This is a genomic window from Streptomyces wuyuanensis, from assembly GCF_900103455.1.
In the GTDB taxonomy this organism is placed as follows: Bacteria; Actinomycetota; Actinomycetes; order Streptomycetales; family Streptomycetaceae; genus Streptomyces; species Streptomyces wuyuanensis.
Window position 1 is genome coordinate 1 of the sequence record NZ_FNHI01000042.1, and the last position, 21927, is coordinate 21927.

General features: G+C 71.7%; 18 protein-coding genes and 1 rRNA gene. 8 read left to right on the forward strand and 11 right to left on the reverse strand.

Annotated elements, in window-relative coordinates; genetic code table 11:
- Positions 1–282: 282 nt before the first annotated feature.
- Together BLT82_RS35730 and BLT82_RS35735 are read right to left on the reverse strand one after the other, a co-directional pair.
- Positions 283–945 (reverse strand): HAD family hydrolase, encoded by a 663-nt coding sequence (locus tag BLT82_RS35730; protein ID WP_093662547.1) that lies wholly within the window; start codon positions 943–945, stop codon positions 283–285.
- A gap of 166 nt (positions 946–1111) precedes the next feature.
- Entirely contained in the window at positions 1112–1618 is a 507-nt protein-coding gene (locus BLT82_RS35735) for a DUF6912 family protein (RefSeq protein ID WP_093662549.1), read from the reverse strand.
- A 270-nt stretch (positions 1619–1888) separates the two neighbouring features.
- Here BLT82_RS35735 and BLT82_RS35740 point away from each other — a divergent pair, with 270 nt between their 5' ends.
- Positions 1889–2332 (forward strand): Rv3235 family protein, encoded by a 444-nt coding sequence (locus tag BLT82_RS35740; RefSeq protein WP_093662573.1) that lies wholly within the window; start codon positions 1889–1891, stop codon positions 2330–2332.
- Positions 2333–2555: 223 nt separating this feature from the next.
- Here the strand turns inward: BLT82_RS35740 and secA are convergent, their stop codons facing one another.
- The gene (secA, locus tag BLT82_RS35745; RefSeq protein ID WP_093662551.1) at positions 2556–5372 is read right to left on the reverse strand and encodes a preprotein translocase subunit SecA; all 2817 of its coding nucleotides are present in this window, start codon (positions 5370–5372) and stop codon (positions 2556–2558) included.
- A 237-nt stretch (positions 5373–5609) separates the two neighbouring features.
- Here secA and BLT82_RS35750 point away from each other — a divergent pair, with 237 nt between their 5' ends.
- Entirely contained in the window at positions 5610–6182 is a 573-nt protein-coding gene (locus BLT82_RS35750; RefSeq protein ID WP_093662553.1) for a GNAT family N-acetyltransferase, read from the forward strand.
- A gap of 186 nt (positions 6183–6368) precedes the next feature.
- Entirely contained in the window at positions 6369–7532 is a 1164-nt protein-coding gene (locus BLT82_RS35755; RefSeq protein WP_093662555.1) for a winged helix-turn-helix domain-containing protein, read from the forward strand.
- Between the two features lie 25 nt (positions 7533–7557).
- On the opposite strand, the gene BLT82_RS35760 is transcribed toward BLT82_RS35755, so the two are convergent.
- From BLT82_RS35760 to mtnA, 7 genes are all read right to left on the reverse strand, one after another.
- The gene (locus tag BLT82_RS35760) at positions 7558–8304 is read right to left on the reverse strand and encodes a response regulator (RefSeq protein ID WP_093662557.1); all 747 of its coding nucleotides are present in this window, start codon (positions 8302–8304) and stop codon (positions 7558–7560) included.
- A 185-nt stretch (positions 8305–8489) separates the two neighbouring features.
- Positions 8490–9179, reverse strand: a complete 690-nt coding sequence (gene hpf / locus BLT82_RS35765; RefSeq protein ID WP_093662559.1) for a ribosome hibernation-promoting factor, HPF/YfiA family — start codon at positions 9177–9179, stop codon at positions 8490–8492.
- 330 nt (positions 9180–9509) lie between these two features.
- A complete protein-coding gene (locus tag BLT82_RS35770) occupies positions 9510–10232 on the reverse strand; it encodes a ComF family protein (RefSeq protein WP_167746195.1) in 723 nt (240 codons plus the stop codon).
- A 123-nt stretch (positions 10233–10355) separates the two neighbouring features.
- On the reverse strand, positions 10356–12191 hold the full coding sequence (locus BLT82_RS35775) for an LpqB family beta-propeller domain-containing protein (protein WP_093662561.1): 1836 nt from the start codon (positions 12189–12191) through the stop codon (positions 10356–10358).
- Positions 12181–14223 (reverse strand): MtrAB system histidine kinase MtrB, encoded by a 2043-nt coding sequence (gene mtrB, locus BLT82_RS35780; protein WP_208868137.1) that lies wholly within the window; start codon positions 14221–14223, stop codon positions 12181–12183. Before mtrB ends, BLT82_RS35775 begins: the two co-directional genes overlap by 11 nt.
- 1 nt (position 14224) lies before the next feature.
- Positions 14225–14914 (reverse strand): two-component system response regulator MtrA, encoded by a 690-nt coding sequence (gene mtrA / locus BLT82_RS35785; protein ID WP_208868138.1) that lies wholly within the window; start codon positions 14912–14914, stop codon positions 14225–14227.
- Positions 14915–14918: 4 nt separating this feature from the next.
- Complete coding sequence (mtnA, locus tag BLT82_RS35790; protein WP_093662565.1) at positions 14919–16109, reverse strand: S-methyl-5-thioribose-1-phosphate isomerase; 1191 nt, start codon at positions 16107–16109, stop codon at positions 14919–14921.
- Between the two features lie 182 nt (positions 16110–16291).
- On the opposite strand from mtnA, the gene BLT82_RS35795 reads away from it, so the two are divergent.
- From BLT82_RS35795 to BLT82_RS35815, 5 genes are read left to right on the forward strand one after another with little or no spacing between them, the layout of a single operon-like run.
- Positions 16292–17506, forward strand: coding sequence for a DUF7847 domain-containing protein (locus BLT82_RS35795; protein ID WP_208868139.1), 1215 nt, complete (start codon positions 16292–16294; stop codon positions 17504–17506).
- Positions 17507–17510: 4 nt separating this feature from the next.
- Positions 17511–18200, forward strand: coding sequence for a DUF4129 domain-containing protein (locus tag BLT82_RS35800; RefSeq protein WP_404205835.1), 690 nt, complete (start codon positions 17511–17513; stop codon positions 18198–18200).
- Positions 18197–19402, forward strand: a complete 1206-nt coding sequence (locus BLT82_RS35805; RefSeq protein ID WP_093662567.1) for a DUF4350 domain-containing protein — start codon at positions 18197–18199, stop codon at positions 19400–19402. Before BLT82_RS35800 ends, BLT82_RS35805 begins: the two co-directional genes overlap by 4 nt.
- Positions 19399–20382, forward strand: a complete 984-nt coding sequence (locus BLT82_RS35810) for an AAA family ATPase (protein ID WP_093662569.1) — start codon at positions 19399–19401, stop codon at positions 20380–20382. Before BLT82_RS35805 ends, BLT82_RS35810 begins: the two co-directional genes overlap by 4 nt.
- An 11-nt stretch (positions 20383–20393) precedes the next feature.
- Positions 20394–21704, forward strand: coding sequence for a DUF58 domain-containing protein (locus BLT82_RS35815; protein ID WP_093662571.1), 1311 nt, complete (start codon positions 20394–20396; stop codon positions 21702–21704).
- 131 nt (positions 21705–21835) lie between these two features.
- On the opposite strand, the gene rrf is transcribed toward BLT82_RS35815, so the two are convergent.
- Positions 21836–21927, reverse strand: a 5S ribosomal RNA gene (gene rrf / locus BLT82_RS35820); the annotation flags it as partial.

Below are 21927 nucleotides of genomic sequence, written 5' to 3' on the forward strand. Positions count from 1 at the left end.
TGGCCATCCGCTCGGGGTTCCAGCCGGGCTCCGACGGCTTGCCGGAGAAGCCGTAACCGGGCATCGACGGCACCACCAAGTGGAAGGCGTCGGACCGGACCGCTGCCCGGCGCTGGCGCGCGCGGGCGGTCATGCGCTCCGGCCCCGGGACGCACGGCGGACGGGACGGCGTTGCGCCGCCGTACGGAGACGGCCCGCGCGGAACTGCCGGGCGCGGCACCGGCACCGCCGCCCGACCTGCCGGGCGCGAGCCGGCGTGGATGGCCGGCGCAGGACCGCCGGCTACCCCACCAGTTCCTCGGCCACCTCGACCGCCTCCGCGAGGCTGTCGACGACCGGCACCCCGGTCGCCCGCAGGCTCGCCCTGCTGTGCGAGCCCCCCGTGTACAACACCGCCTTCGCCCCCACGTGCGCCGCCGCGACCGCGTCGTCCGCCGCGTCGCCGACGACCACGATCCGCTCCGGCGGCACGTGCGCCATCGCGGCCAGGTGCCGCACCATGTGCTCCGCCTTGCCCGCGTGGGAGGCGCCGACGCGCCCGTCGACCCGTACGAAGCGCTCCTCGATCCCGTGCCGCCGCACGATCGGTATCAGGTGCTCGTGCGGGGCCAGCGACAGCAGCGACTGCGTACGGCCCGCAGTCTGGCGCTCGGCGAGCAGTTCCGCCGCGCCGGCCGTGAGCAGGCAGGCCTCGGCCAGCCGCCAGTAGTGCTTGTGGAAGACCGCGTCCATGGCCGCCCACTCCTCGTCCGTGGGCATACGTCCCATGAGCCGCTCGTAGAACCGCGGCACCGGCACGCAGTACAGCTCGCGGTACCGCTCGAGGGTGATCGGTCCGAGCCCTATCTCCGCGAACGACGCGTTCGTCGCCTCGATGACCGTGTGGATGTCGTCGAGGAGTGTGCCGTTCCAGTCCCAGACCACGTGCGCGCTGTGCTTCCCCATGGCAGGAAACGCTACCGCCCGGGTCCGACAGCCGTCGGTGTGCGTGGGTACGGACAGCGCGGACAGCACCGGGGCGCCGGGGACGGCCGGGGCGCCGAGGGCCGGGGCACCCCGAGCCGGGGCGCCGGGTTCGCCGCGGACCGGTGTTCCGGGGGCGTGTCCGGTCTCAGTGGACGAGGCCGGGAATCTCCTGCACCCCGTACCAGAGCAGCTCATGGTCCTCCGCTCCGTCCACGATGAACTGCGCGTCGTCGTCGCCGTGGTCCGCCGCCCCGAGCGCGTCCGCCGCGGCGGCCACGTCCCTCTCCGCCTCCTCGGAGTCGACATGGACCGAAGCCGCCTTCACCAGCGGCATCGCGGTCGCGATCCGCACCTCGCCCAGCGAGGCCGACCCCAGCCCGGCCGCGGGATCGGCGACCGCGGCGTCGTCCGGCACGTCGACGGCCACGACGACCCGGCGTCGCGGCGCCCCCGGGTCGCCGGCGAGCGAGCGCAGCGAAGCCGCCGCGGCCCGGTTCAGCGCGGCGTACTCGAGCTCCTCGATGTCGTCGGAGACGTACCACTCGCGCAGTGCGGGCGTCACCGCGTAGGCGATCAGCGGACCGGGCCCGATCTCGCCCGCCTTGTGCGCCTCTGCGAGACCGGGGAGGGTCAGGGGAACGTAGACGCGCATGGTGGCCGCTTTCGTAGTCGGGTGAGCACCCAAGGATACGTGCGGAGTACCCCTTCGGGCTGACCCGAGGCCCCTCCCCGGCGTCGCCCCAGGATGACCGTGAGGGCTTCCGAACCCCTCCGTTCCAGGCCCCGGAGCCCGCTCATCACCCTGATAGGTGAATCCCGGCGAACCGCCCCCGGTACGCGGAGGCCGTTGCGCCCGCCGGCCGCCGGCCCGTACAAGATCCCCACCGAGAAGTTACTTGTGAGTATCGAAGGGGCGGCCGCCATGCAGCACACCTCGGCACGGACGGGGACGAGGCCCGGGAACCGTCACGACAGCCGCGCCCCCGGCCGCGCTCCGCGTCGGCCCGCGGCGACCTCCACGGGTGGCCGCTCCAGGCTTCCCCGCTACTGGTTCGCCGAACGGCTGCTCTCCGTCCTCAGCGGCCACCGGCCCGTCCACTGGATGCTCGGCCACACCATCGGCCATGCCTACGAGCAGCTCGTCCGCCTCGCCCCCGGCGCCCCGCTCAGCACGAACGGACTGCGCCCCGTCCTGCGCCACTGCGACGAGTACGTCCCGCGGCCGGGCGTCATCGAGGCCTTCGCCCGGATCACCGCGGGCGACCAGGTACGCGCCATGGCCTTCCGCCTCGAACAGGGCCCCGACCTCCGCTGGCGCTGCGCGGCCGTGGAACTCGGCGGGGAACGCCTCGCGGCCGGCGTCTGACCGGCGGCGCCCCATGGGCCCAGGGGGCGCCCGTACGGCCCGGCAGGCCACCGCCGGCCCCGGCTACGGGCGCCTCGCGGCCGTGGGCGGCGGCCCGGGTGGGCGGGGCCCGTGGAGCGCGTGCGGCCCGCGACGGCACCGGCAGCGCACGCCCCGCAACGCCCGTGGGGCCGGACACCCTCCGGTGTCCGGCCCCACGGTCCACGGCTTCGGTCCCGCGGCGTCACTTCTTGCGGCGGCGCCCCGCGCTCTTCTGCGCCTTGCGGCGCTCCGCGCGCGTCATGCCGTCCGACTCGGAACGGGCCGAGTCGCCGTTGGTGAAGTCGCCCTCGACGATGCCGCCCTCGCCGTCCACCGTCGGCGCCGAGAAGTGCAGCCGGTCCGGACGCTGCGGGGCGTCCAGGCCCTTCGCCCGGATCTCGGGACGGCCGGCACCGGCGGGCACCGCGTCCTCCTTGGACAGCGAGGTCCTCTCGGCGGAGTCCTGGACGGGGATCTCCTCGACGTGCTGCTCGACCTGGACCTCCAGGTTGAACAGGTAGCCGACGGACTCCTCCTTGATGCCGTCCATCATCGCGGTGAACATGTCGAAGCCCTCGCGCTGGTACTCAACGAGCGGGTCCTTCTGCGCCATCGCGCGCAGACCGATGCCCTCCTGGAGGTAGTCCATCTCGTAGAGGTGCTCACGCCACTTGCGGTCCAGGACGGACAGCACCACGCGCCGCTCCAGCTCGCGCATGATGTCCGAGCCGAGCTGCTTCTCGCGCTCGTCGTACTGCTCGTGGATGTCGTCCTTGATCGTCTCGCCGATGAACTCGGCGGTGACGCCGGCCCGGTCGCCCGCGGCCTCCTCCAGCTCCTCGATGGTCACCTTCACCGGGTAGAGCTGCTTGAAGGCGCCCCACAGCCGGTCGAGGTCCCACTCCTCGGCGAAGCCCTCGACGGTCTCCGCCTGGATGTAGGCGTCGATCGTGTCGTCCATGAAGTGGCGGATCTGCTCGTGCAGGTCCTCGCCCTCCAGGACGCGGCGGCGCTCGGCGTAGATGACCTTGCGCTGCCGGTTGAGCACGTCGTCGTACTTGAGGACGTTCTTCCGCGTCTCGAAGTTCTGCTGCTCGACCTGGGACTGGGCGGACGCGATCGCGCGCGTCACCATCTTGTTCTCGATCGGGACGTCGTCCGGGACGTTGGCCATGGCCATGACGCGCTCGACCATCTGCGCCTTGAACAGCCGCATCAGGTCGTCACCGAGGGAGAGGTAGAAGCGGGACTCGCCCGGGTCTCCCTGACGGCCGGAACGACCGCGCAGCTGGTTGTCGATGCGCCGCGACTCGTGCCGCTCGGTGCCGAGGACGTACAGCCCGCCGAGGGACTTGACCTCCTCGAACTCCTCCTTGACCTCGAGCTCGGCCTTCTCCAGCGCGGACGGCAGCGCCGCGGCCCACTCCTCGACGTGCTCCACCGGGTCCAGGCCCTGTCCGCGCAGCTCCGCCTCGGCGAGATCGTCGGGGTTGCCGCCGAGCTTGATGTCCGTACCACGGCCGGCCATGTTCGTGGCGACCGTCACAGCGCCCTTGCGGCCGGCCTGGGCCACGATCACGGCCTCGCGCTCGTGGTGCTTGGCGTTGAGGACCTCGTGCTGGATGCCGCGCTTGAGCAGCTGCTGCGAGAGGTACTCCGACTTCTCGACAGAGGTGGTGCCGACGAGGATCGGCTGCCCCTTGCGGTGCTTCTCCTCGATGTCGTCGACCACGGCGGCGAACTTGGCGACCTCGGTGCGGTAGATGAGGTCCGACTGGTCCTTGCGGACCATGGGCCGGTTCGTCGGGATCGGCACGACGCCCAGCTTGTAGATCTGGTGGAACTCGGCGGCCTCGGTCATGGCCGTACCGGTCATGCCGGAGAGCTTGTTGTAGAGGAGGAAGAAGTTCTGCAGGGTGATCGTGGCGAGCGTCTGGTTCTCGTCCTTGATGTCCACCCCTTCCTTCGCCTCGATCGCCTGGTGCATGCCCTCGTTGTAGCGGCGGCCGGCGAGGATACGGCCGGTGTGCTCGTCGACGATCATGACTTCGCCGTCGATGACGACGTAGTCCTTGTCCTTCTTGAACAGCTCCTTGGCCTTGATGGCGTTGTTGAGGTAGCCGACCAGCGGGGTGTTCACGGACTCGTAGAGGTTGTCGATCCCCAGCCAGTCCTCGACCTTCGAGACACCGGACTCGTGGATGGCGACGGTCCGCTTCTTCTCGTCGACCTCGTAGTCGCCGGTCTCCTCGATGCCCTTCAGCGGATTGCCCGGCTCACCGCGGTTCAGGCGCTTCACCAGCTTGGCGAAGTCGCCGTACCACTTGGTGGCCTGGTCGGCGGGGCCGGAGATGATCAGCGGCGTACGGGCCTCGTCGACGAGGATGGAGTCGACCTCGTCGACGATCGCGAAGTTGTGGCCGCGCTGGACCAGCTCCTCCTTGGACCACGCCATGTTGTCGCGGAGGTAGTCGAAGCCGAACTCGTTGTTCGTGCCGTACGTGATGTCGCAGGCGTACTGCTCGCGGCGCTGCGCGGGCGTCATGTTGGCGAGGATGCAGCCGACGCTCAGACCGAGGAACCGGTGCACCCGGCCCATCATCTCGGAGTCGCGCTCGGCCAGGTAGTCGTTGACCGTGATCAGGTGCACGCCCTTGCCGGACAGCGCGTTCAGATACGCCGGGAGCGTACCGACGAGGGTCTTGCCCTCACCGGTCTTCATCTCCGCGACAAAGCCGAGGTGCAGCGCTGCGCCACCCATCAGCTGGACGTCGTAGTGACGCTGGCCGAGGACGCGCTTGGCGGCCTCACGGACGGTGGCGAACGCCTCGGGCAGCAGGTCGTCGAGGCTCTCGCCGTCGGCGAAGCGCTCCTTGTACTCGTCGGTGAGGGCCCGCAACTCGGCGTCGGAGAGGTTGACGAAGTCTTCCTCGATGGAGTTGACCTGGTCCGCGATGCGGTGCAGTTTGCGCAGGATCTTGCCTTCGCCTGCACGCATGAGCTTGTTGAAGACGGACACTGAGGTTGGTCTCCTTGCCGGTCGGGCCTGGCACTGGGTCGTATGGACACTGGCGCGGGCACGGCAGGTGGGCCCCACCGCATCGGCCATCGTAAGCGAGGACGGCACCGCGCCGGGAGAGCCGCAGTGTGCCGGGGACGACTGCCGCGTGTCCGGAGAACGTGCGGGAGACCCGGAAAGTGCCGCTGATCTCGAAAAGTGTTCGCACAGCCAACGGAGAGTGACCAGAATTCGGCCATGGAGCCCATCACCCTCACCACCGAACGGCTGCGGCTGAGCCCCTTCCTCCCGGGCGACGCAGAAGAGGTCCGCGCGGCATGTCAGGACCCCGACATCCAGCGCTGGATCCCGGTCCCCGCGCCGTACGAACTGCGGCACGCCGAGGAGTTCATCGAGGTCACCGTGCCCGCGGGCTGGCGCGACGACACCGAGTACACGCTCTCCGTGCGTCCGCGCGAGGGCGGCGCCCTGATCGCCTCCACGAGCCTGCACCACCCGCGCTCGGGCTCCTGGGAGATCGGCTTCTGGACGGCCAAGGAGCACCGGGGCCGCGGCTACGCGACCGAAGTGGCGCTTGCCATGGCCCGCTGGGCCTTCACACGGCTGGAGTGCACCCGGCTGGAGTGGCGCGCCGAAGTGGGCAACACGGGCTCGCGCGCCGTCGCCGAGAAGGCCGGATTCACCGTCGAGGGCGTCCAGCGCTCCGGCTTCCACGGCCGGGGCACCCTGCGGGACTGCTGGGTCGCCTCGCTGCTTCCGTCGGACCTGGGGCTGCCGTGCCCCGTCCCCTATCTCCCGGCGAAGGCGTGACGGTCGGTCCGCCGGGCGAAGGCCCGACGGACGCCACCGGTGCCCGCCCGCGCAGCCGTGCCGGACACCGCTGTGCCGGACGCCGCCGTGCCGGACGCCGCCCGGGCCGCTGCGTCCGCGGCGGGTCCGCGGCCGGGTTCCGGCGGCGCGCGGCGACTGTCGGTGCCGCCCTCTAAGGTGCGGAGCATGAACACCGCACCCCCCGCTGCCGCCGAGCTGTCCGCCGACGAGGCCCGCCGTATCGCGCTGCGGGCCCAGGGGTTCCTCGGCGCCCCCGACCGCAAGGCCGGTGTGCGGGGTGTCCTGCGCCACCTCGGCGCCGTGCAGCTGGACACGATCTCGGTGCTGGCGCGCTCGCACGAGCTGATTCCCTACGCCCGGCTGGGCGCCGTCGGCCGCAAGGCCGTCGAGAGCGCCTACTGGACCGACGGGCATGCCTTCGAGTACTGGTCGCACGCGGCCTGCATACTCCCCGTCGAGGAGTGGCCCCATTTCGCCTTCCGCCGCCGCGCCTACCGCGCCCGTCCGCAGTGGTACCACGACCTGCCGGACGGGGCGTACGAGAAGGTGGTCGACCAGCTGCGCGACGAGGGCCCGCTGACCGCCACCGAACTGGGCGGCGCAAAGAACGGCGGTCTCTGGTGGGACTGGTCCGAGGCCAAGGTCGCAGTCGAACGGGCGCTGATGTACGGCGAGGTGGTGTGCACGGAACGGCGCGGCTGGAAGCGGGTGTACGACCTCGCCGAGCGCGCCATCCCCGACGCCGTGCTGCACGACGATCTGGACGACCGGGAGTGCCTGCGCCGGCTGGTGCGGCTGGCCGGGCAGTCACTGGGGGTGGGCACCCGATCGGACATCGCGGACTACCACCGGCTGAAGGCCGAGCAGTTCGACGCGGTGGTCGCGGACTCCGGTCTCGTACCCGTCCGTGTCGAGGGCTGGGACAAGCCGGCGTGGGCCGATCCCGAGGCGCTCGCGACGGAGCCGCGCGGCCGTCACCGCACGACGCTGCTGTCGCCGTTCGACTCACTGATCTGGGAGCGGGCCCGCACCGAGCGGATCTTCGGGTTCACCCATCGCCTGGAGGCGTACGTTCCGAAGCCGAAGCGGATCCACGGCTACTTCGCGATGCCGCTGCTCTCGGGCGGGCGGCTGCTGGGGCGGGTCGACCCGGCCCGTGAGGGGACGACCCTGGTCGCCAGGCAGGTCTCGCTTGAGACGCCGAAGGCGGTCCGGCCGATGGCTGAGGCGCTGCTGGAGGCGGCTCGGTGGGTCGGCTGCGACGCGGTCCGTGTGGAACGGGTCGACCGCCCGGAGTTGGCGGCGCCCCTGGTCGCCGCCCTCGGCTGAGCCGGCGCCGCCCGGCGGACAGCCCTCAGCGGATCTCGAGGATCTTCTCTCGCATGGCATAGACCACCGCTTCCATCCTGGAGTGCAACTGGAGCTTCTCCAGGATGTTGCGCACGTGGTTCTTCACCGTGTTCTCGGAGATGAACAACTCCTTGGCGATGTCGCGGTTGTTCATGCCGGTCGCCACCAGCTTGAGGACCTCCAGCTCCCGGTCGGTCAGCCGGGGGGCGGGCACGAGCCGGCGTTCGTCGGTGCGCTGGATCATCGACTTGAACTCGGTGAGCAGCTTGGACGCCATCGACGGACTGATCTGCGACTGGCCGTCGGCCACCGCGCGGATCGCGGTCGCCACCTCGTCCGTGGAGATCTCCTTGAGGAGGTATCCGGTGGCGCCGGCCTTGATCGCCTCGTAGAGGTCGGCCTCCTCGTCGCTGATGGTCAGCATGATGATCTTCGCGCTGGGCGCGACCTCCTTGATGGACGTGCAGGCCTCGATGCCTCCGCGCTTCGGCATCCGCACGTCCATGAGCACGATGTCCGGCAGCAGATCGGCGGCCTTGTCGACGGCTTCCGCGCCGTCGCCGGCCTCGCCGACGACCTGGATGTCCTCCTCCTGGGCGAGGACGATCTCCAGTCCGCGGCGGAAGAGGGCGTGGTCGTCCACGACGAGCACTCGGATCGGCTCCTTGCGGGACACGCTCTCCGTGCCGTCCGCACCGCCCGTGGCGCCGGCGTCCCCCGACTGGTGCACCGGGCCGAAGCTGTCCGCCATCGTTCCTCCCCCTGAGGCCGTGGCCTGCGTTGGTCTGCGTTCCGCCAACCGCAGTCCACAGCGCACCGGTTGGCTCGGGTCGCCATGATTTCATGCCCGCGCGGCGGTGTGGCGATCTCGCAGTGTCACGAGGGTGCCCCTGGGGGCGCACGGGGCGCGCCCAGGGGCACCTTCGAATGACGGGGTCAGCCGCCGAGCGCGCCACCGGCGCCGCTCGACTCGCCTCCGGCGAGTGGGTCGGTCCTCAGGTGGATGACGCCGTAGTCGTAGGCGTGCCGCCGGTAGACGACACTGGGCTCCTTGGTCTCGGAGTCGACGAAGAGATAGAAGTCGTGCCCGACCAACTCCATTTCGTAGAGCGCCTGGTCGAGCGTCATCGGAGCGGCGACGTGGTTCTTCTCCCTGACCACCAGGGGTCCTTCGCCCTGCACCTCGAGCGAGCCCATCCGGGTGGTGGGAATGGACTGCGACGACTCCGATGTGACGGGTTCGCCGCTTCCGTTCAACTGGGCCACGCCCGGAACGACGTCGGCGACCTCCGCTGCCGACAGCCGTCCGTTGCCCCTGCGTGTGTGGCGCTTGTCGTGCTGCTTGCGCAGCCGAGCCTCCAGCTTCGCCGTGGCCAGGTCGAGCGCTGCGTACGGGTCGCCTGCCGCTGCTTCCGCCCGGATCACCGGGCCGCGTGAAAGAAGTGTGATCTCCACGCGGTCGGAACGGTCGGCCTGCCGCGGGTTGTGCTCCTTGGACACCTCGACGTCGAGGCTGATCACCTTGCCGTCGAGCTTCTGGATCTTGTCCAGCTTCAGCTTCTCGGCCACGTGCTTGCGGAACCGCTCGGGCACCTCGGTCTTGCGGCCCTTGACGACGATGTCCACGCAGAACTCCGTTCCCGGATCACTCCGCTGTTCGATCGCGGAGCATCTCCCTTTTGCACCAGGCTCCGGTGAGCACCGGAGCCTCGGACTTGGCGACTTTCACCTCCTCCTCCCCCATGGGCAAGATCGCCACCCCACCAATGTCAAAGATCTGGGTTACTTCAGGAACACCTGACCGCAACTCGGCCATGTATTCGATGAAGGAGAGCGTTCACCGTGCCTCACCACCGAACATAGCTCGCCGGGACCCCTGTCGGCACCCGCTACCAGCGCGTACGTCCATTCGTGGCGTTTCCTGCTCTCACTACCTGCAACGTTGCAACGCCCCTGTCAGTTCCGGCCCGTTTCGAACGACAGAGCCGGGGCGGCGACCACTGCGGCGCTCATTCGGGTGTATTCGGAAACCCGTCCGGAAAGCGCGGCACGCAGTGCCCTCGCCGCTTCGGCCAGCGAGGCGCCCGTGGTCATCACATCGTCCACCAGTACGGCTCCGCGGGCCTCGAGAGCCCGCCCGGCCCAGGGGGCCGCCTCCAGCGCCCCCGCCATGTTCTCGAGCCTCTCCCGGGCCGTCAGACCCGACTGGTCGGACACCTGCCGGCACTGGCGCAACACCGGGAGGGCCCGGGCGTACGCCCCCGCGCGCCGCAGTGCCACGGCCGCCGCCACGGCGATACGCCGTGCCGGGTCGTGACCCCGCGCCCGCACCGCCCTTCCCGCCGACGGCACCGGCACCAGCAGCAGCGGCCCCTGCGCCTCTCCCCCACGCAGCGAGGCGGCCTGAACGGCCCCCGCGAGCGCCGCGCCGAGCGGGCGTGCCAGACCCAGCGCGCCCCGCTCCTTGTGGGCCAGCAGCACGGACCGCACACCGCCTTCGTACCGAGCGGCGGCGAACACTTCCGGCAGGCCCGCCGGCGCGGGGCACGGCCGCGCCCGCGCCGGCGGCCCAGCCAGCTCCTGCGCGCACTCCCCGCACAGTGACGTGCGGGCGTGCCCGCAGCCCGCGCACACCGCGGGCAGGACCAGTTCCGAGATCTCGCGCCACCACCACCGCATGGCCACCACTGTGCCCGGCCGCGGGCGAGCGCGGGCCAGGGGCTGTGGACAACCGCCAGGTCCTGTGGAAAACCCCGGCGCGGCGCGGCCCGGGCACCCGCCGATACCGGACGAGGCAGGGACTCAGCCCGGGTAGACGGGCGACGCCCCCTTCTCGACCATCGTCTGCCAGTTCGCGTTCGGCATCAGCCGCACCAGCCCGTCGTCCGAGACCGCCACCAGGAGCTGTTCCTCGTCCTCCGTGGCGGCCACCGCCGACACCTTGTTCAGACCCGGGAGACCGCCGGCCGGGGTGAGGGATCCGTCCGTCTGGATGTAGCGCACCTGCTGCACACCGCCGGTCTCCTTGCCGACCACCACGAGACGGCTCGGCCCGGCCCAGGACAGGGCGGTCACCGACGCCAGGCGCGGCGCCGCCGCCCGCAGCTCCACCACGGACACCGCCGTCGCCCCGGCGGCGTCCGTACGCCGCTCGACCCGGCCGATCTCCAGAGTGCTCTTGCCGTCCTTGGACAGGAGCAGGGCCATGCGCACCCCGTCGGCCGAGACCCGCAGCGACTCGATCCGCGCACCGTCGAGTCCGCCGACCGTGACCTCCTGCGCGGGACCCTTGCCGCCCGCGAAGCGCAGCAGCCGGGGGTTGGCGGGATCCCGGTCCGCGACCCACAGGTCGTTCCGGTCCCAGCTCGGCGCCGAGAGCCGGTCGGTGGCCCGTGGGGCGGCGCTCTGCACCAGCGGCGCGGCCAGGGGCTCGTCCGAGACGATCGATGCCCCGTACAGGGACTTGCCGTCCTGCGAGACGGCCGCCGCCCGGTGCAGGCTGCGTGCCACGGCGACCGTGCCGACCTTCAACTGCCCGTCGCCGAACGGCCCGCGGACCATCGCCTTGTCGATGTTCTTCGGCTTCGTCCCCACCACGGCCATCCGCTGGTCGCTGTCGACGAAGTACACGTTGGGGCTGGGTGACAGCCTCTCCAGGGCGTACACGTCCGCCTGGTCGGCCGTGAGCACGCACAGCGGGGAGCCGTCGGTCCGCTGGAGCTGCACCTGCTCGACGCGGGGCGCCGCCAGCTCCCGCAAGGTGAGCAGCATCTGCGTCGCCATCCGCTTGCACACGGCTCCGCCGACGTTCGACGCCTTGTCGTTGAGCGGCACCTTCAGCTCACCCTGGTCGTCGGGCGCCAGGGACGTGATGCCCTTCTTCAGTCCCGCGCCCGTGGGGAACGGGGAGTCCACCACGGGTGTCAGCCAGGGCGCCGGGCCCTCGAACAGCGCCGAGATCGTCTGGGCGACCGGATCCATCCGCGTCACCGGATCCTGCCGCTGCCGGATGTACACCGGGTCCGCGACCACCGTGTTCTGCCCCGAGGCCCAGTAGTACTTGTTCACGGACAGGTGGTTGCGCAGGAAGTCGCTCTCCCCGAGCACGAGGCCCTGGGGAGCCGCGTCGATGCGCCACTCCTTGCCCTTGCCGTCGGGGGCGTTCTGCCGCACCAGCCGCAGCGACCCGCCGTACTGCGTGGGCACGACCGACTTGTACTCGTGCCGGTCGACCGTCGCGATCAGCTCGCCGGACAGCGCGTAGGTGAGCTCGTCGCCCTCCTCGCGGCCGGGCGGGGACGCGGACTCGGGGGCCTCGGTCAGCACGGTCGTCAGCGACTCGGGCCGCCACTTCTTGGTCCACCGCTTGGTGAGGTACTTCCGGGCCGTCGCATAGCTCGGGTCGTCGCTGGTCATGGCCTCCAGGAAGCCGTCGACGATCTCCTGCGGCCTGGCGCCGTCACGGGGCGGGACGGCGTACACCCGCACCTGGGAGTCCGCCCCCTGGGTGGCCTTGACCTGCTCCACGTCGCCGCTGTCCGGCATCGACGCGCATCCGGCCACGAACCCGGCGCACACGAACAGCGCCAGGCCCCGTGTGGCGCGTCCGCGGCCGTACCGACGCACCTCAGCGCCCACGAGTGGTGTCCTCCCGCTCCGAAACCTGTCCCGGGACGGAATCCGCCGTCCCACCGTCACCCGGCCGCTCAGACCCCGGACGGGCCACCACACGGGCGCCGCTGCCGGGCAGCGCCGCCGGGTCCACCGCCGCCGACGGCGGGGTGTGCGGCGGCACCGCGGGCCGCCCCGGTATCGCCAGCCCGGGCCGGTGCGCACCGGGCTGGGACGGCACCGTCGACAGCCGCAGCGCGCGATCGTTCGCAGCGTCGGCGGCGGCACGCTCACGGGCCCGCCGGGAATCCTCGGGCTCCAGCGGTATCGGCGACCCCCGCAGCGGCTCGTCCGCCGTGCGCGGCAGGGTCAGCCGGAACTGCGAGCCGCCGCCCGGCTCGCCCCAGGCCTGCAGCCAGCCGCCGTGCAGCCGCGCGTCCTCGACCGCGATGGACAGGCCCAGGCCCGTGCCACCCGTCGTACGCGCCCGCGCCGGGTCGGCCCGCCAGAAGCGGTTGAACACCCGGGTCGCCTCGCCGGGCTTGAGCCCCACCCCGTAGTCCCGCACGGCCACCGCGACGGCGCCGCCGGCGGACGCCATGCGCACCACCACATCGCGGCCGTCGCCGTGCTCCACGGCGTTGACGACGAGATTGCGCAGCACCCGCTCGATCCGCCGGGCGTCCGCCTCGGCCACCACCGGCTGCTCGTCGCCGACGACCCGGATCCGGCTGCCCTTGCGCTCCGCCAGCGGCTCAGCGCCGCCGATCACCCGGTGCACGACCTCGCGCAGGTCTATCGCCTCCGCTTCGAGCGCGGCCGCGCCCGCGTCGAACCTGCTGATCTCCAGCAGGTCGGCGAGCAGCGACTCGAACCGGTCCAGCTGGTCGGCGAGCAGTTCCGCCGAGCGCGCCGTCGCGGGGTCGAAGTCCCCTCGCGCCTCGTGGATGAGGTCCGCGGCCATCCGGACCGTGGTCAGCGGCGTACGCAGCTCGTGCGACACGTCCGAGACGAAGCGGCGCTGCATCCGCGACAGCTCCTCCAGCTGCTGGATCTTGTGCTGCAGGTTCTGCGCCATCTTGTTGAAGGCCTCACCGAGCCGGGCGATGTCGTCCTCGCCCGTGACCTTCATCCGTTCCTGGAGCCGCCCGGCGGACAAGCGCTCGGCGATGCCGGCGGCCATCCGGACGGGCGTGACGACCTGCCGCACCACCAGCCAGGCGATCGCCCCGAGCAGGACGACCACGAACATCCCGGCCGTCGCCAGCGTGCCCTTGACCAGGCTCAGCGACTCCTCCTCCTGCGTGAGCGGGAAGAGGTAGTACAGCTCGTACGAGTAGCCCGCGACGTCGTTGAGCCGCTTGCCGACGACCAGACCGGGCTCGGATTCCTTCGGAACCGAGTATTTGATCTTGACATACGTCTGGAACGTGCCCGTGCCCTGCGCCACCGAGCCGCGCAGCGCCTCGGGAACGCTCGTCACGTCCACGTCCCCGGACGCCCGCGGGGCCCGGCTCGTCCCGGCGTCGTCCGAGTCGGGGCTCAGCGCCACCACGTGGTAGGCGCCCTGCCCACCACTGGCCAGCTGCTTGACCAGCTCGGACCGCCAGTTCACGGAGCCGCGGCTGGGCCTGCCGTCCGTGGCGTCGCCGTCCTGGCCGCCGAGCGCGGAGGCTCCGCTCGCCTTCTCCTGCGCCGCCGCGAAACCGCCCGCGGCCTGGCTCAGGGCAGCCTGTTCCTTGGCGTCCAGCAGTCCGTTCCGGACCTGGCCGATGACGACGAGACCGAGCAGCAGAACCACGCCCAGCGACATGAGCAGGGTGCCGGCGACCACGCGCAACTGGATGTTCCGCCGCCACAGCCGGACGGCCGGCAGCAGCGGACGCCTGATCCAGCGCACGACGAGCCGGAGCACCGGCCCGCCCGGCGCCCCGTCCGTCAGCAGCCGCCCGCCCGGGAACAGACGGCCGAAAGGTGAAGATCCCCGACCGGGCCCGGCAGCCCGCCCCGTACGGACTCCCGGCCCCCCGGGCTTCGGAGCAGCACTGCCCACGGCCATGTCAGCTCGGTCCGGCCTTGTAACCGACGCCACGGACGGTCACGACGATCTCCGGCCGCTCCGGGTCCTTCTCGACCTTGGAGCGCAGCCGCTGCACATGCACGTTCACCAGACGTGTGTCCGCCGCGTGCCGGTAACCCCACACCTGCTCGAGCAGCACCTCGCGCGTGAACACCTGCCACGGCTTGCGCGCGAGCGCCACCAGCAGATCGAACTCGAGCGGGGTGAGCGCGATCGACTGGCCGTCGCGCTTCACGGAGTGCCCGGCCACGTCGATGACCAGGTCACCGATCGCGAGCTGCTCGGGCGCGGGCTCCTCGGACCTCCGCAACCGGGCCCGGATGCGGGCCACCAGCTCCTTGGGCTTGAACGGCTTCACGATGTAGTCGTCGGCCCCGGACTCCAGCCCGACCACCACGTCGACGGTGTCGCTCTTGGCCGTGAGCATCACGATCGGCACACCCGACTCCGCCCGGATGAGTCGGCACACCTCGATGCCGTCCCGCCCGGGCAACATGAGATCAAGCAGCACCAGGTCCGGCTTGGTCTCGCGGAAAGCGGCGAGTGCCTTGTCGCCGTCCGCTACGAACGACGGCTCGAACCCTTCACCACGCAGCACAATGCCGAGCATCTCGGCCAGTGCGGTGTCGTCGTCGACGACAAGGACGCGTCCCTTCATAATCGACATCATCCCATTAGCTAATCGTTACCTGGCGTGACCTGGCACACAGCTCGGCGATCCCGGCCCCGGTGACGGGGGAGACGACCCCTTCTTCCGTGACGATCGCGGTCACGAGTTCCGGCGGCGTCACATCGAACGCGGGGTTGTACGCCTGGGTTCCCACCGGCGCGACCGGCGGACCGGACAGCCCGGAACCCGCCTCGGTCGCACGCGGCACGGGCAGCCCCGTGACTCCCGTCACCGTCGCCGGTACGGGCGGCGCGGGCAGCTCCGTCACCTCCTGCCCGGACCGCTGCTCCACCTCGATCGACGCGCCGTCGGGCGTCGCCGGATCCACGGTCGTGGTCGGTGCCACCACGATGAACGGCACGTGGTGGTAGCGGGCGAGCACGGCCAGCGGATAGCTGCCCACCTTGTTCGCCACGGAGCCGTCCGCCGCGATCCGGTCGGCACCGATCAGCACGGCGTCGACCTCCCCCGCCGCGAACAGCGAGCCGGCCGCGTTGTCCGTGAGCAGGGTGTACGCCATCCCGTTCCGGGCCGCCTCGTACGCGGTCAGCCGCGCGCCCTGCAGCAGCGGCCGGGTCTCGTCCACCCACAGTTTGCGCAGCCTGCCCTCCCGGTGCGCGGCGAGCGCCACGGCGAACGCCGTGCCCTCCCCGCCCGAGACCAGCCGGCCGGTGTTGCAGTGCGTCAGGATCCGGTGACTGCCGCCGGGCAGCAGCTCGTCGAGCAGCGCGAGCCCGTGCCGCGCCATCCGCTCGCTCGCCTCCGCGTCCTCACGATGCAGCTGCCGCGCCTCGGCCAGCACGGCAGCGGCCGCCCGCTGCCCGTCCGCGCCCCTGCCGACCGCCGCCTCGTACGCACCGGCGGCCCGCCGCACCCCGTAGCCGAGGTTCACTGCGGTGGGCCGCGCTCCCTCCAGCAGGGCTGCCGCCTCGGCGACGTCGTAGCCCCTTGACGCCGCCAGCGCGACCCCGTAGGCCCCGGCGATCCCGAGCAGCGGCGCACCGCGCACGGCCAGCGTCCGGATCGCGTCGACCAGGGCCGGGACGTCCGTGCACACCAGCTCGGCCTCTTCGACCGGCAGCCTGCGCTGGTCCAGCAGAACCAGCACCGGACCTTCCGGCAACTCGTCCCAGCGCAGCGAGCCGGGCCCCGGGGGCTGTTCGCCGTCGAGGGTTTGTACGTACTGATCAGCCATCCGCCCAGTCTGCCCGCTGGCGCACGCACAATGAAGGTGAGAACGAGATCCACTGCCCGGCCCACCGGCGGCCGGCGCGTGGCACGATGGCTGCCAGCCTCCCGCCCTGACGTGCGGACGGGCGCCGTGACCCAGCCGGCTCGCCGAGCCGGCCACACGACACATCCACGAGGTGGACGACCGTGAACGACACTCCGGGCTGGGCCTCGCCCGGATCCTCCCCGTCCGACGACCGGGGTGCCGGAACGCCCGGCCCCTCCGGTGCTCCCGACGCTTCCTCGAAGTGGTCCAAGGAGCAGCCGCCCGCAGGCCAGTGGGCTGCGCCGACGGGACCGGGCGGCGGACCCGTGCCCCCGCAGGCCGGCGGACCGGGCTGGGCCGGCGGACCGCAGCGAGGCGGCTGGGGGCAGCCTCCCGCGGCGAAGCCCGGAGTCATCCCGCTGCGCCCTCTCGGCGTCGGCGAGATCCTCGACGGGGCCGTGTCGACGCTCCGCGCCCACTGGCGCACCGTCCTGGGCATCACGATCACCGTCTCCGTCATCACCCAGATCTGCGACATCCTCGTCCAGCGCTATCTCGTCCCGCGGCCGCCCGAGGTGGATCCGAACGCCGATCCCGAAGAGGCCCTCAGGCAGCTGGGGGACCAGCTCAACGCGACGCTCGTGGGCACGGCGCCGGTCATGGCCATCACCCTGATCGCCACGCTCTTCACCACCGCGCTGCTGACCGTGGTCATCAGCCGCTCGGTACTCGGCCGCGAGGTCGCCCTGTCCGACGCATGGCGCGAGGCGCGACCGCGGCTGCCCCAACTCCTCGGCCTCACCCTGCTGCTGCCGCTGATCGCCGCGGCGGTCCTGGCGGTCGGCCTGCTGCCCGGGCTGCTCCTCGGCTCCGCCGGCGGGGCCGCCCTCGCCGCCCTCGGCGGGATCGCCGCCGCGGTCGTCACCCTCTGGCTGATGGTCCGGTTCGCACTCGCCTCGCCCGCCCTCATGCTCGAACGGCAGGGCGTCATCCAGTCGATGCGACGCTCGGCGAAGCTGGTGCGCGGAGCCTGGTGGAGGGTCTTCGGCATCCTGCTGCTGACGGTGCTGCTGACCTTCCTCGTCTCCCTGATCATCACCATTCCGTTCGGCCTGATCGCCTACGCCGTCGACGGCGAGGGACTCGGCGGGCTGCTTTCCGGCAGCACACCCGAGTTCGGCTGGCCATTCCTGATCATCACCGGCATCGGCGCGGTGATCGCCTCTTCCGTCACCTATCCGATCTCGGCGGGCGTCACCGTGCTCCTCTACGTGGATCAGCGCATCCGCCGCGAGGCTCTCGACCTCGAACTGGCCCGGGCGGCGGGCGTCAACGAGAACGGCTCGGCACCGGGCGACGACACCCCCCGGAGCTGATGCCGTGTCCATCGCGGGGGGAGCGGCCGGGGCGTGGATGCGGATCCATGCCGATGACGAGGTACCCGTGGACCTCCCTCGCGTCCCCGCGAGGGAGGCGGCCGAACGCGAGCTGTCCAAGCCGATGTACCACGAGAACGACCCCAACCTGCTCGAGCGTGCCCTCAACCGCTTCTGGGAGTGGCTCGCCGACGTCCTCGACTCCGCGGCGGGAGCCGCGCCCGGCGGCCCGCTCGGACTCGCCGTCATCGCCCTGGTCGCCGTCGCCCTGATCGCCGCACTGTGGTGGCGGCTGGGCACCCCGCACCGCACCCGGGCCACAGGGGACGCGCTCTTCGACGACCGCCCCCGCAGCGCCGACGAGCACCGGGCGACCGCCGAGGCGCACGCCGCCGCGGGACGCTGGAACCAGGCGGTCCAGGAACGGATGCGTGCCGTCGTCCGCTCCCTCGAGGAACGCGCCCTGCTCGATCCCCGCCCCGGCCGCACCGCCGACGAGGCCGCCGCGGAAGCCGGCCGCTCCCTGCCCGGCCACGCCGACGCGCTGCGCTCGGCCGCCCGTACCTTCGACGACGTCACGTACGGCGGACGCACCGCCGACCAGCAGGCGTACGCACGTCTGCGGGACCTCGACACCCAACTGGGGCGCGCCAGGCCCGATCTGAGCACCACGGCCCAGGGAGCCACCGGATGACCGGGGCCACGACCGGCACCACCTCGGTGTCCCCGACCACCCACCAGATCTGGACCCGCAGCAGGGGCGTCCTGCTCGTGCTCACGGTCCTCATCGTCGCGGGCTTCGTGATCGCGGTCATCCGATCGGGCGGCGGCCACGGCCGCCTCGACCCGCGTTCCACCGACCCGTCCGGCAGCCGCGCCGTCGCCGAACTTCTCAAGGACCGGGGCGTCGCCACCCGCGTGGTCACCACCCTCGACGAGGCCACCGCCGCCGTGGGCCCCGACGCCACCCTGCTCGTCGCCGGACCGGACATGCTGAGCGGGCGTCAGCAGGAGGCGCTGCGCTCGGCGATGGACACCTCCGGCGGCCGCTCCGTCCTCGTCGCCCCCGGCCCGGCCTCCGTCGGCGGCCTCGCCCCCGGGACCTCGGCCGACACTCCCGCCCCGGTCACCGCCCGTGAGCCGCAGTGCACCTTCCCGGCGGCCCGGCGCGCCGGACGCGCCGACCTCGGCGGCGAGCGCTACACCACCGACAACACCCTCGGCAGCGACTCCTGCTACCTCGCCGACGGCCTGCCGACCCTGCTCCGGATCGACGGCCCGGGAAGCGGCGACACCGTCCTCCTCGGCGCCCCCGACATCCTCTACAACGAACGCCTCGGCAAGGAGGGCAACGCGTCGCTCGCCCTCCAGTTGCTCGGTTCCCGCCCGCATCTGGTCTGGTACCTCCCTTCCCTCTCGGATGGATCGGCCGCCGGTGACGACGGCACCGGCGACGATGGCGAGACCGGCATCGGCCGGCTCATCCCCTCCGGTTTCCTCTGGGCCACCCTCCAACTCGCCGTAGCCGCCGTGCTCGCCGCCGTCTGGCGCGCCCGCCGGCTGGGACCGCTCGTCGGCGAACGGCTTCCCGTGGCCGTCCGCGCCTCGGAGTCCACCGAGGGCCGCGCCCGCCTCTACCGCAAGGCGAACGCCCGCGACCGTGCCGCCTCGGCCCTCCGGCAGGCCACACGGACCCGCCTCGCTCCACCCCTGGGCGTCGCCCTCTCAGACGCCCACTCCCCCGAGGCCCTGCTACCCGCCGTGTCGGCGCATCTGCGCGACGGCGACCGCGACCTCCGGACTCTGCTCTTCGGACCCGCCCCTGCCGACGACGCCGCACTCATCCGCCTGGCTGACCAACTGGACGCCCTCGAACGAGAGGTACGCACTTCATGAGCGCCCCGACCCCCGAGACCTCCGAGCACTCGGAGGGCGCACGCGCCTCCCTGGAGGCCCTGCGCACCGAGATCGCGAAGGCCGTGGTCGGCCAGGACTCCGCAGTCACCGGGCTGGTCGTCGCCCTGCTCTGCCGTGGCCACGTCCTCCTCGAGGGAGTCCCCGGCGTCGCCAAGACCCTCCTCGTACGCGCCCTGGCCGCGTCACTCGAACTGGACACCAAGAGGGTCCAGTTCACCCCCGACCTGATGCCGAGCGACGTCACCGGCTCGCTGGTCTACGACGCACGGACCGCCGAGTTCTCCTTCCAGCCGGGCCCGGTTTTCACCAACCTCCTGCTCGCCGACGAGATCAACAGGACGCCGCCGAAGACCCAGTCCTCGCTGCTGGAGGCCATGGAGGAGCGCCAGGTCACCGTCGACGGCACGCCACGCCCCCTCCCCGAGCCGTTCCTGGTCGCCGCGACCCAGAACCCGGTCGAGTACGAAGGCACCTACCCCCTGCCCGAGGCCCAGCTGGACCGCTTCCTGCTGAAGCTGACCGTGCCGCTGCCGTCGCGCGACGACGAGATCAACGTCCTCACCAGGCACGCCGAAGGCTTCGACCCGCGCGACCTCCACGCCGCCGGCCTCCGCCCCGTCGCCACCCCCGCAGACCTGGAAGCCGCCCGGACGGCCGTCTCCAAGACCTCGGTCTCCCCCGAGATCGCGGGCTACGTCGTCGATATCTGCCGTGCCACCCGTGATTCCCCCTCACTCACTCTCGGCGTCTCCCCCAGAGGCGCCACCGCCCTGCTGTCCACCGCGCGGGCCTGGGCCTGGCTCACGGGCCGCGACTACGTCATCCCGGACGATGTGAAGGCTCTTGCCCTGCCGACACTCCGCCACCGCATCCAGCTCCGGCCCGAAGCCGAGATGGAGGGCGTCACCGCGGACTCCGTCATCACCGCGATCCTCGCCCACGTCCCCGTCCCCCGCTGAGGCAGTGCGCCATGGCCCTCACCGGACGAGCGGCACTCATCGCCGCCCTCGGCTCCATCCCCGTCGGATTCCTCGAACCCAGCTGGACGGGGATCCTCGCCGTCAACGCACCACTCTCAGTAGCAATTCTGTGCGACTACGCCCTGGCCGCACCAGTCCGATCTCTCCAGTTCACCCGAACCGGTGACACCTCGGTTCGACTCGGTGAGAGGGCGGAAGTGCAGCTCACGGTCACCAACGCGTCCGCCCGGCAGCTGCGTGCCCGTCTGCGCGACGCCTGGCCCCCGAGCAGTTGGCTCCCGGGAACCGAGCAAGCCTCATCGCGACACACGGTGACGGTACCCGCCGGTGAACGCCGCCAGCTCTCGACGGTCCTGCGCCCCACCCGCCGCGGTGACCGCCACGCGGAGCTCGTCACCGTCCGCTCCTACGGGCCGCTAGGCCTCGCCGCCCGCCAGGGAAGCCACCGGGTTCCCTGGACCGTCCGTGTCCTGCCGCCCTTCACCAGCCGCAAGCATCTGCCGGCCCGGCTGGCCCGGCTTCGCGAACTCGACGGCAGGACCAGCGTGCTGACCCGCGGGGAGGGCACCGAGTTCGACAGTCTCCGCGAGTACGTCCCGGGGGACGACACCCGCTCCATCGACTGGCGGGCCACCGCCCGTCAGACGACGGTCGCCGTCCGCACCTGGCGGCCCGAGCGGGACCGTCACATCCTGATCGTGCTGGACACAGGGCGCACCGCGGCCGGACGCGTGGGCGATGTCCCGCGTCTGGACGCGGCCATGGACTCCGCGCTCCTCCTCACCGCGCTCGCCACCCGTGCGGGTGACCGCGTGGACCTCTTGGCCTTCGACCGCCGCATCCGCGCCCAGGTCCAGGGCCGAGCGGCCGGGGAGATCCTTCCGGCGATGGTCAACGCCATGGCGCCCCTCGAACCGGAGTTGGTCGAGACGGACGCCCGCGGACTCAGCGCGGCGACGCTCAAGTACGCCCCCCGTCGGTCGCTCGTCGTGCTGCTGACGAGCCTCGACGCCGCCCCCATCGAAGAGGGACTCCTGCCGGTGCTGCCGCAGCTCACCCAGCGCCACACGGTGATGGTCGCCTCGGTCGCGGACCCTCACATCGAGAAGATGGTCCGCGGACGCGGCAGCCTGGACGCCGTGTACGAGGCCGCGGCCGGCACTCAGGCCAAGCTCCAGCGGCGCCGTACGGCGGAGCAACTCCAGCGCCACGGGGTGACCGTCGCCGACGCCACTCCGGAGAACCTCGCGCCGGCCGTGGCCGACGCATACCTGGCGCTCAAGGCTACGGGGCGTCTCTAAAAGGAGTCCCGGTTCCTCGAAGGGGCCGGGACAATCGACAGATTCCAGGGTTCGGGTCTGTCGGGAATCGAATCCGCCCCTGAACGCGGGAAAGCCCCGGACCATTGGTCCGGGGCTTTCCCTGAAAGATTGTTCGGCGGTGTCCTACTCTCCCACAGGGTCCCCCCTGCAGTACCATCGGCGCTGAAAGGCTTAGCTTCCGGGTTCGGAATGTAACCGGGCG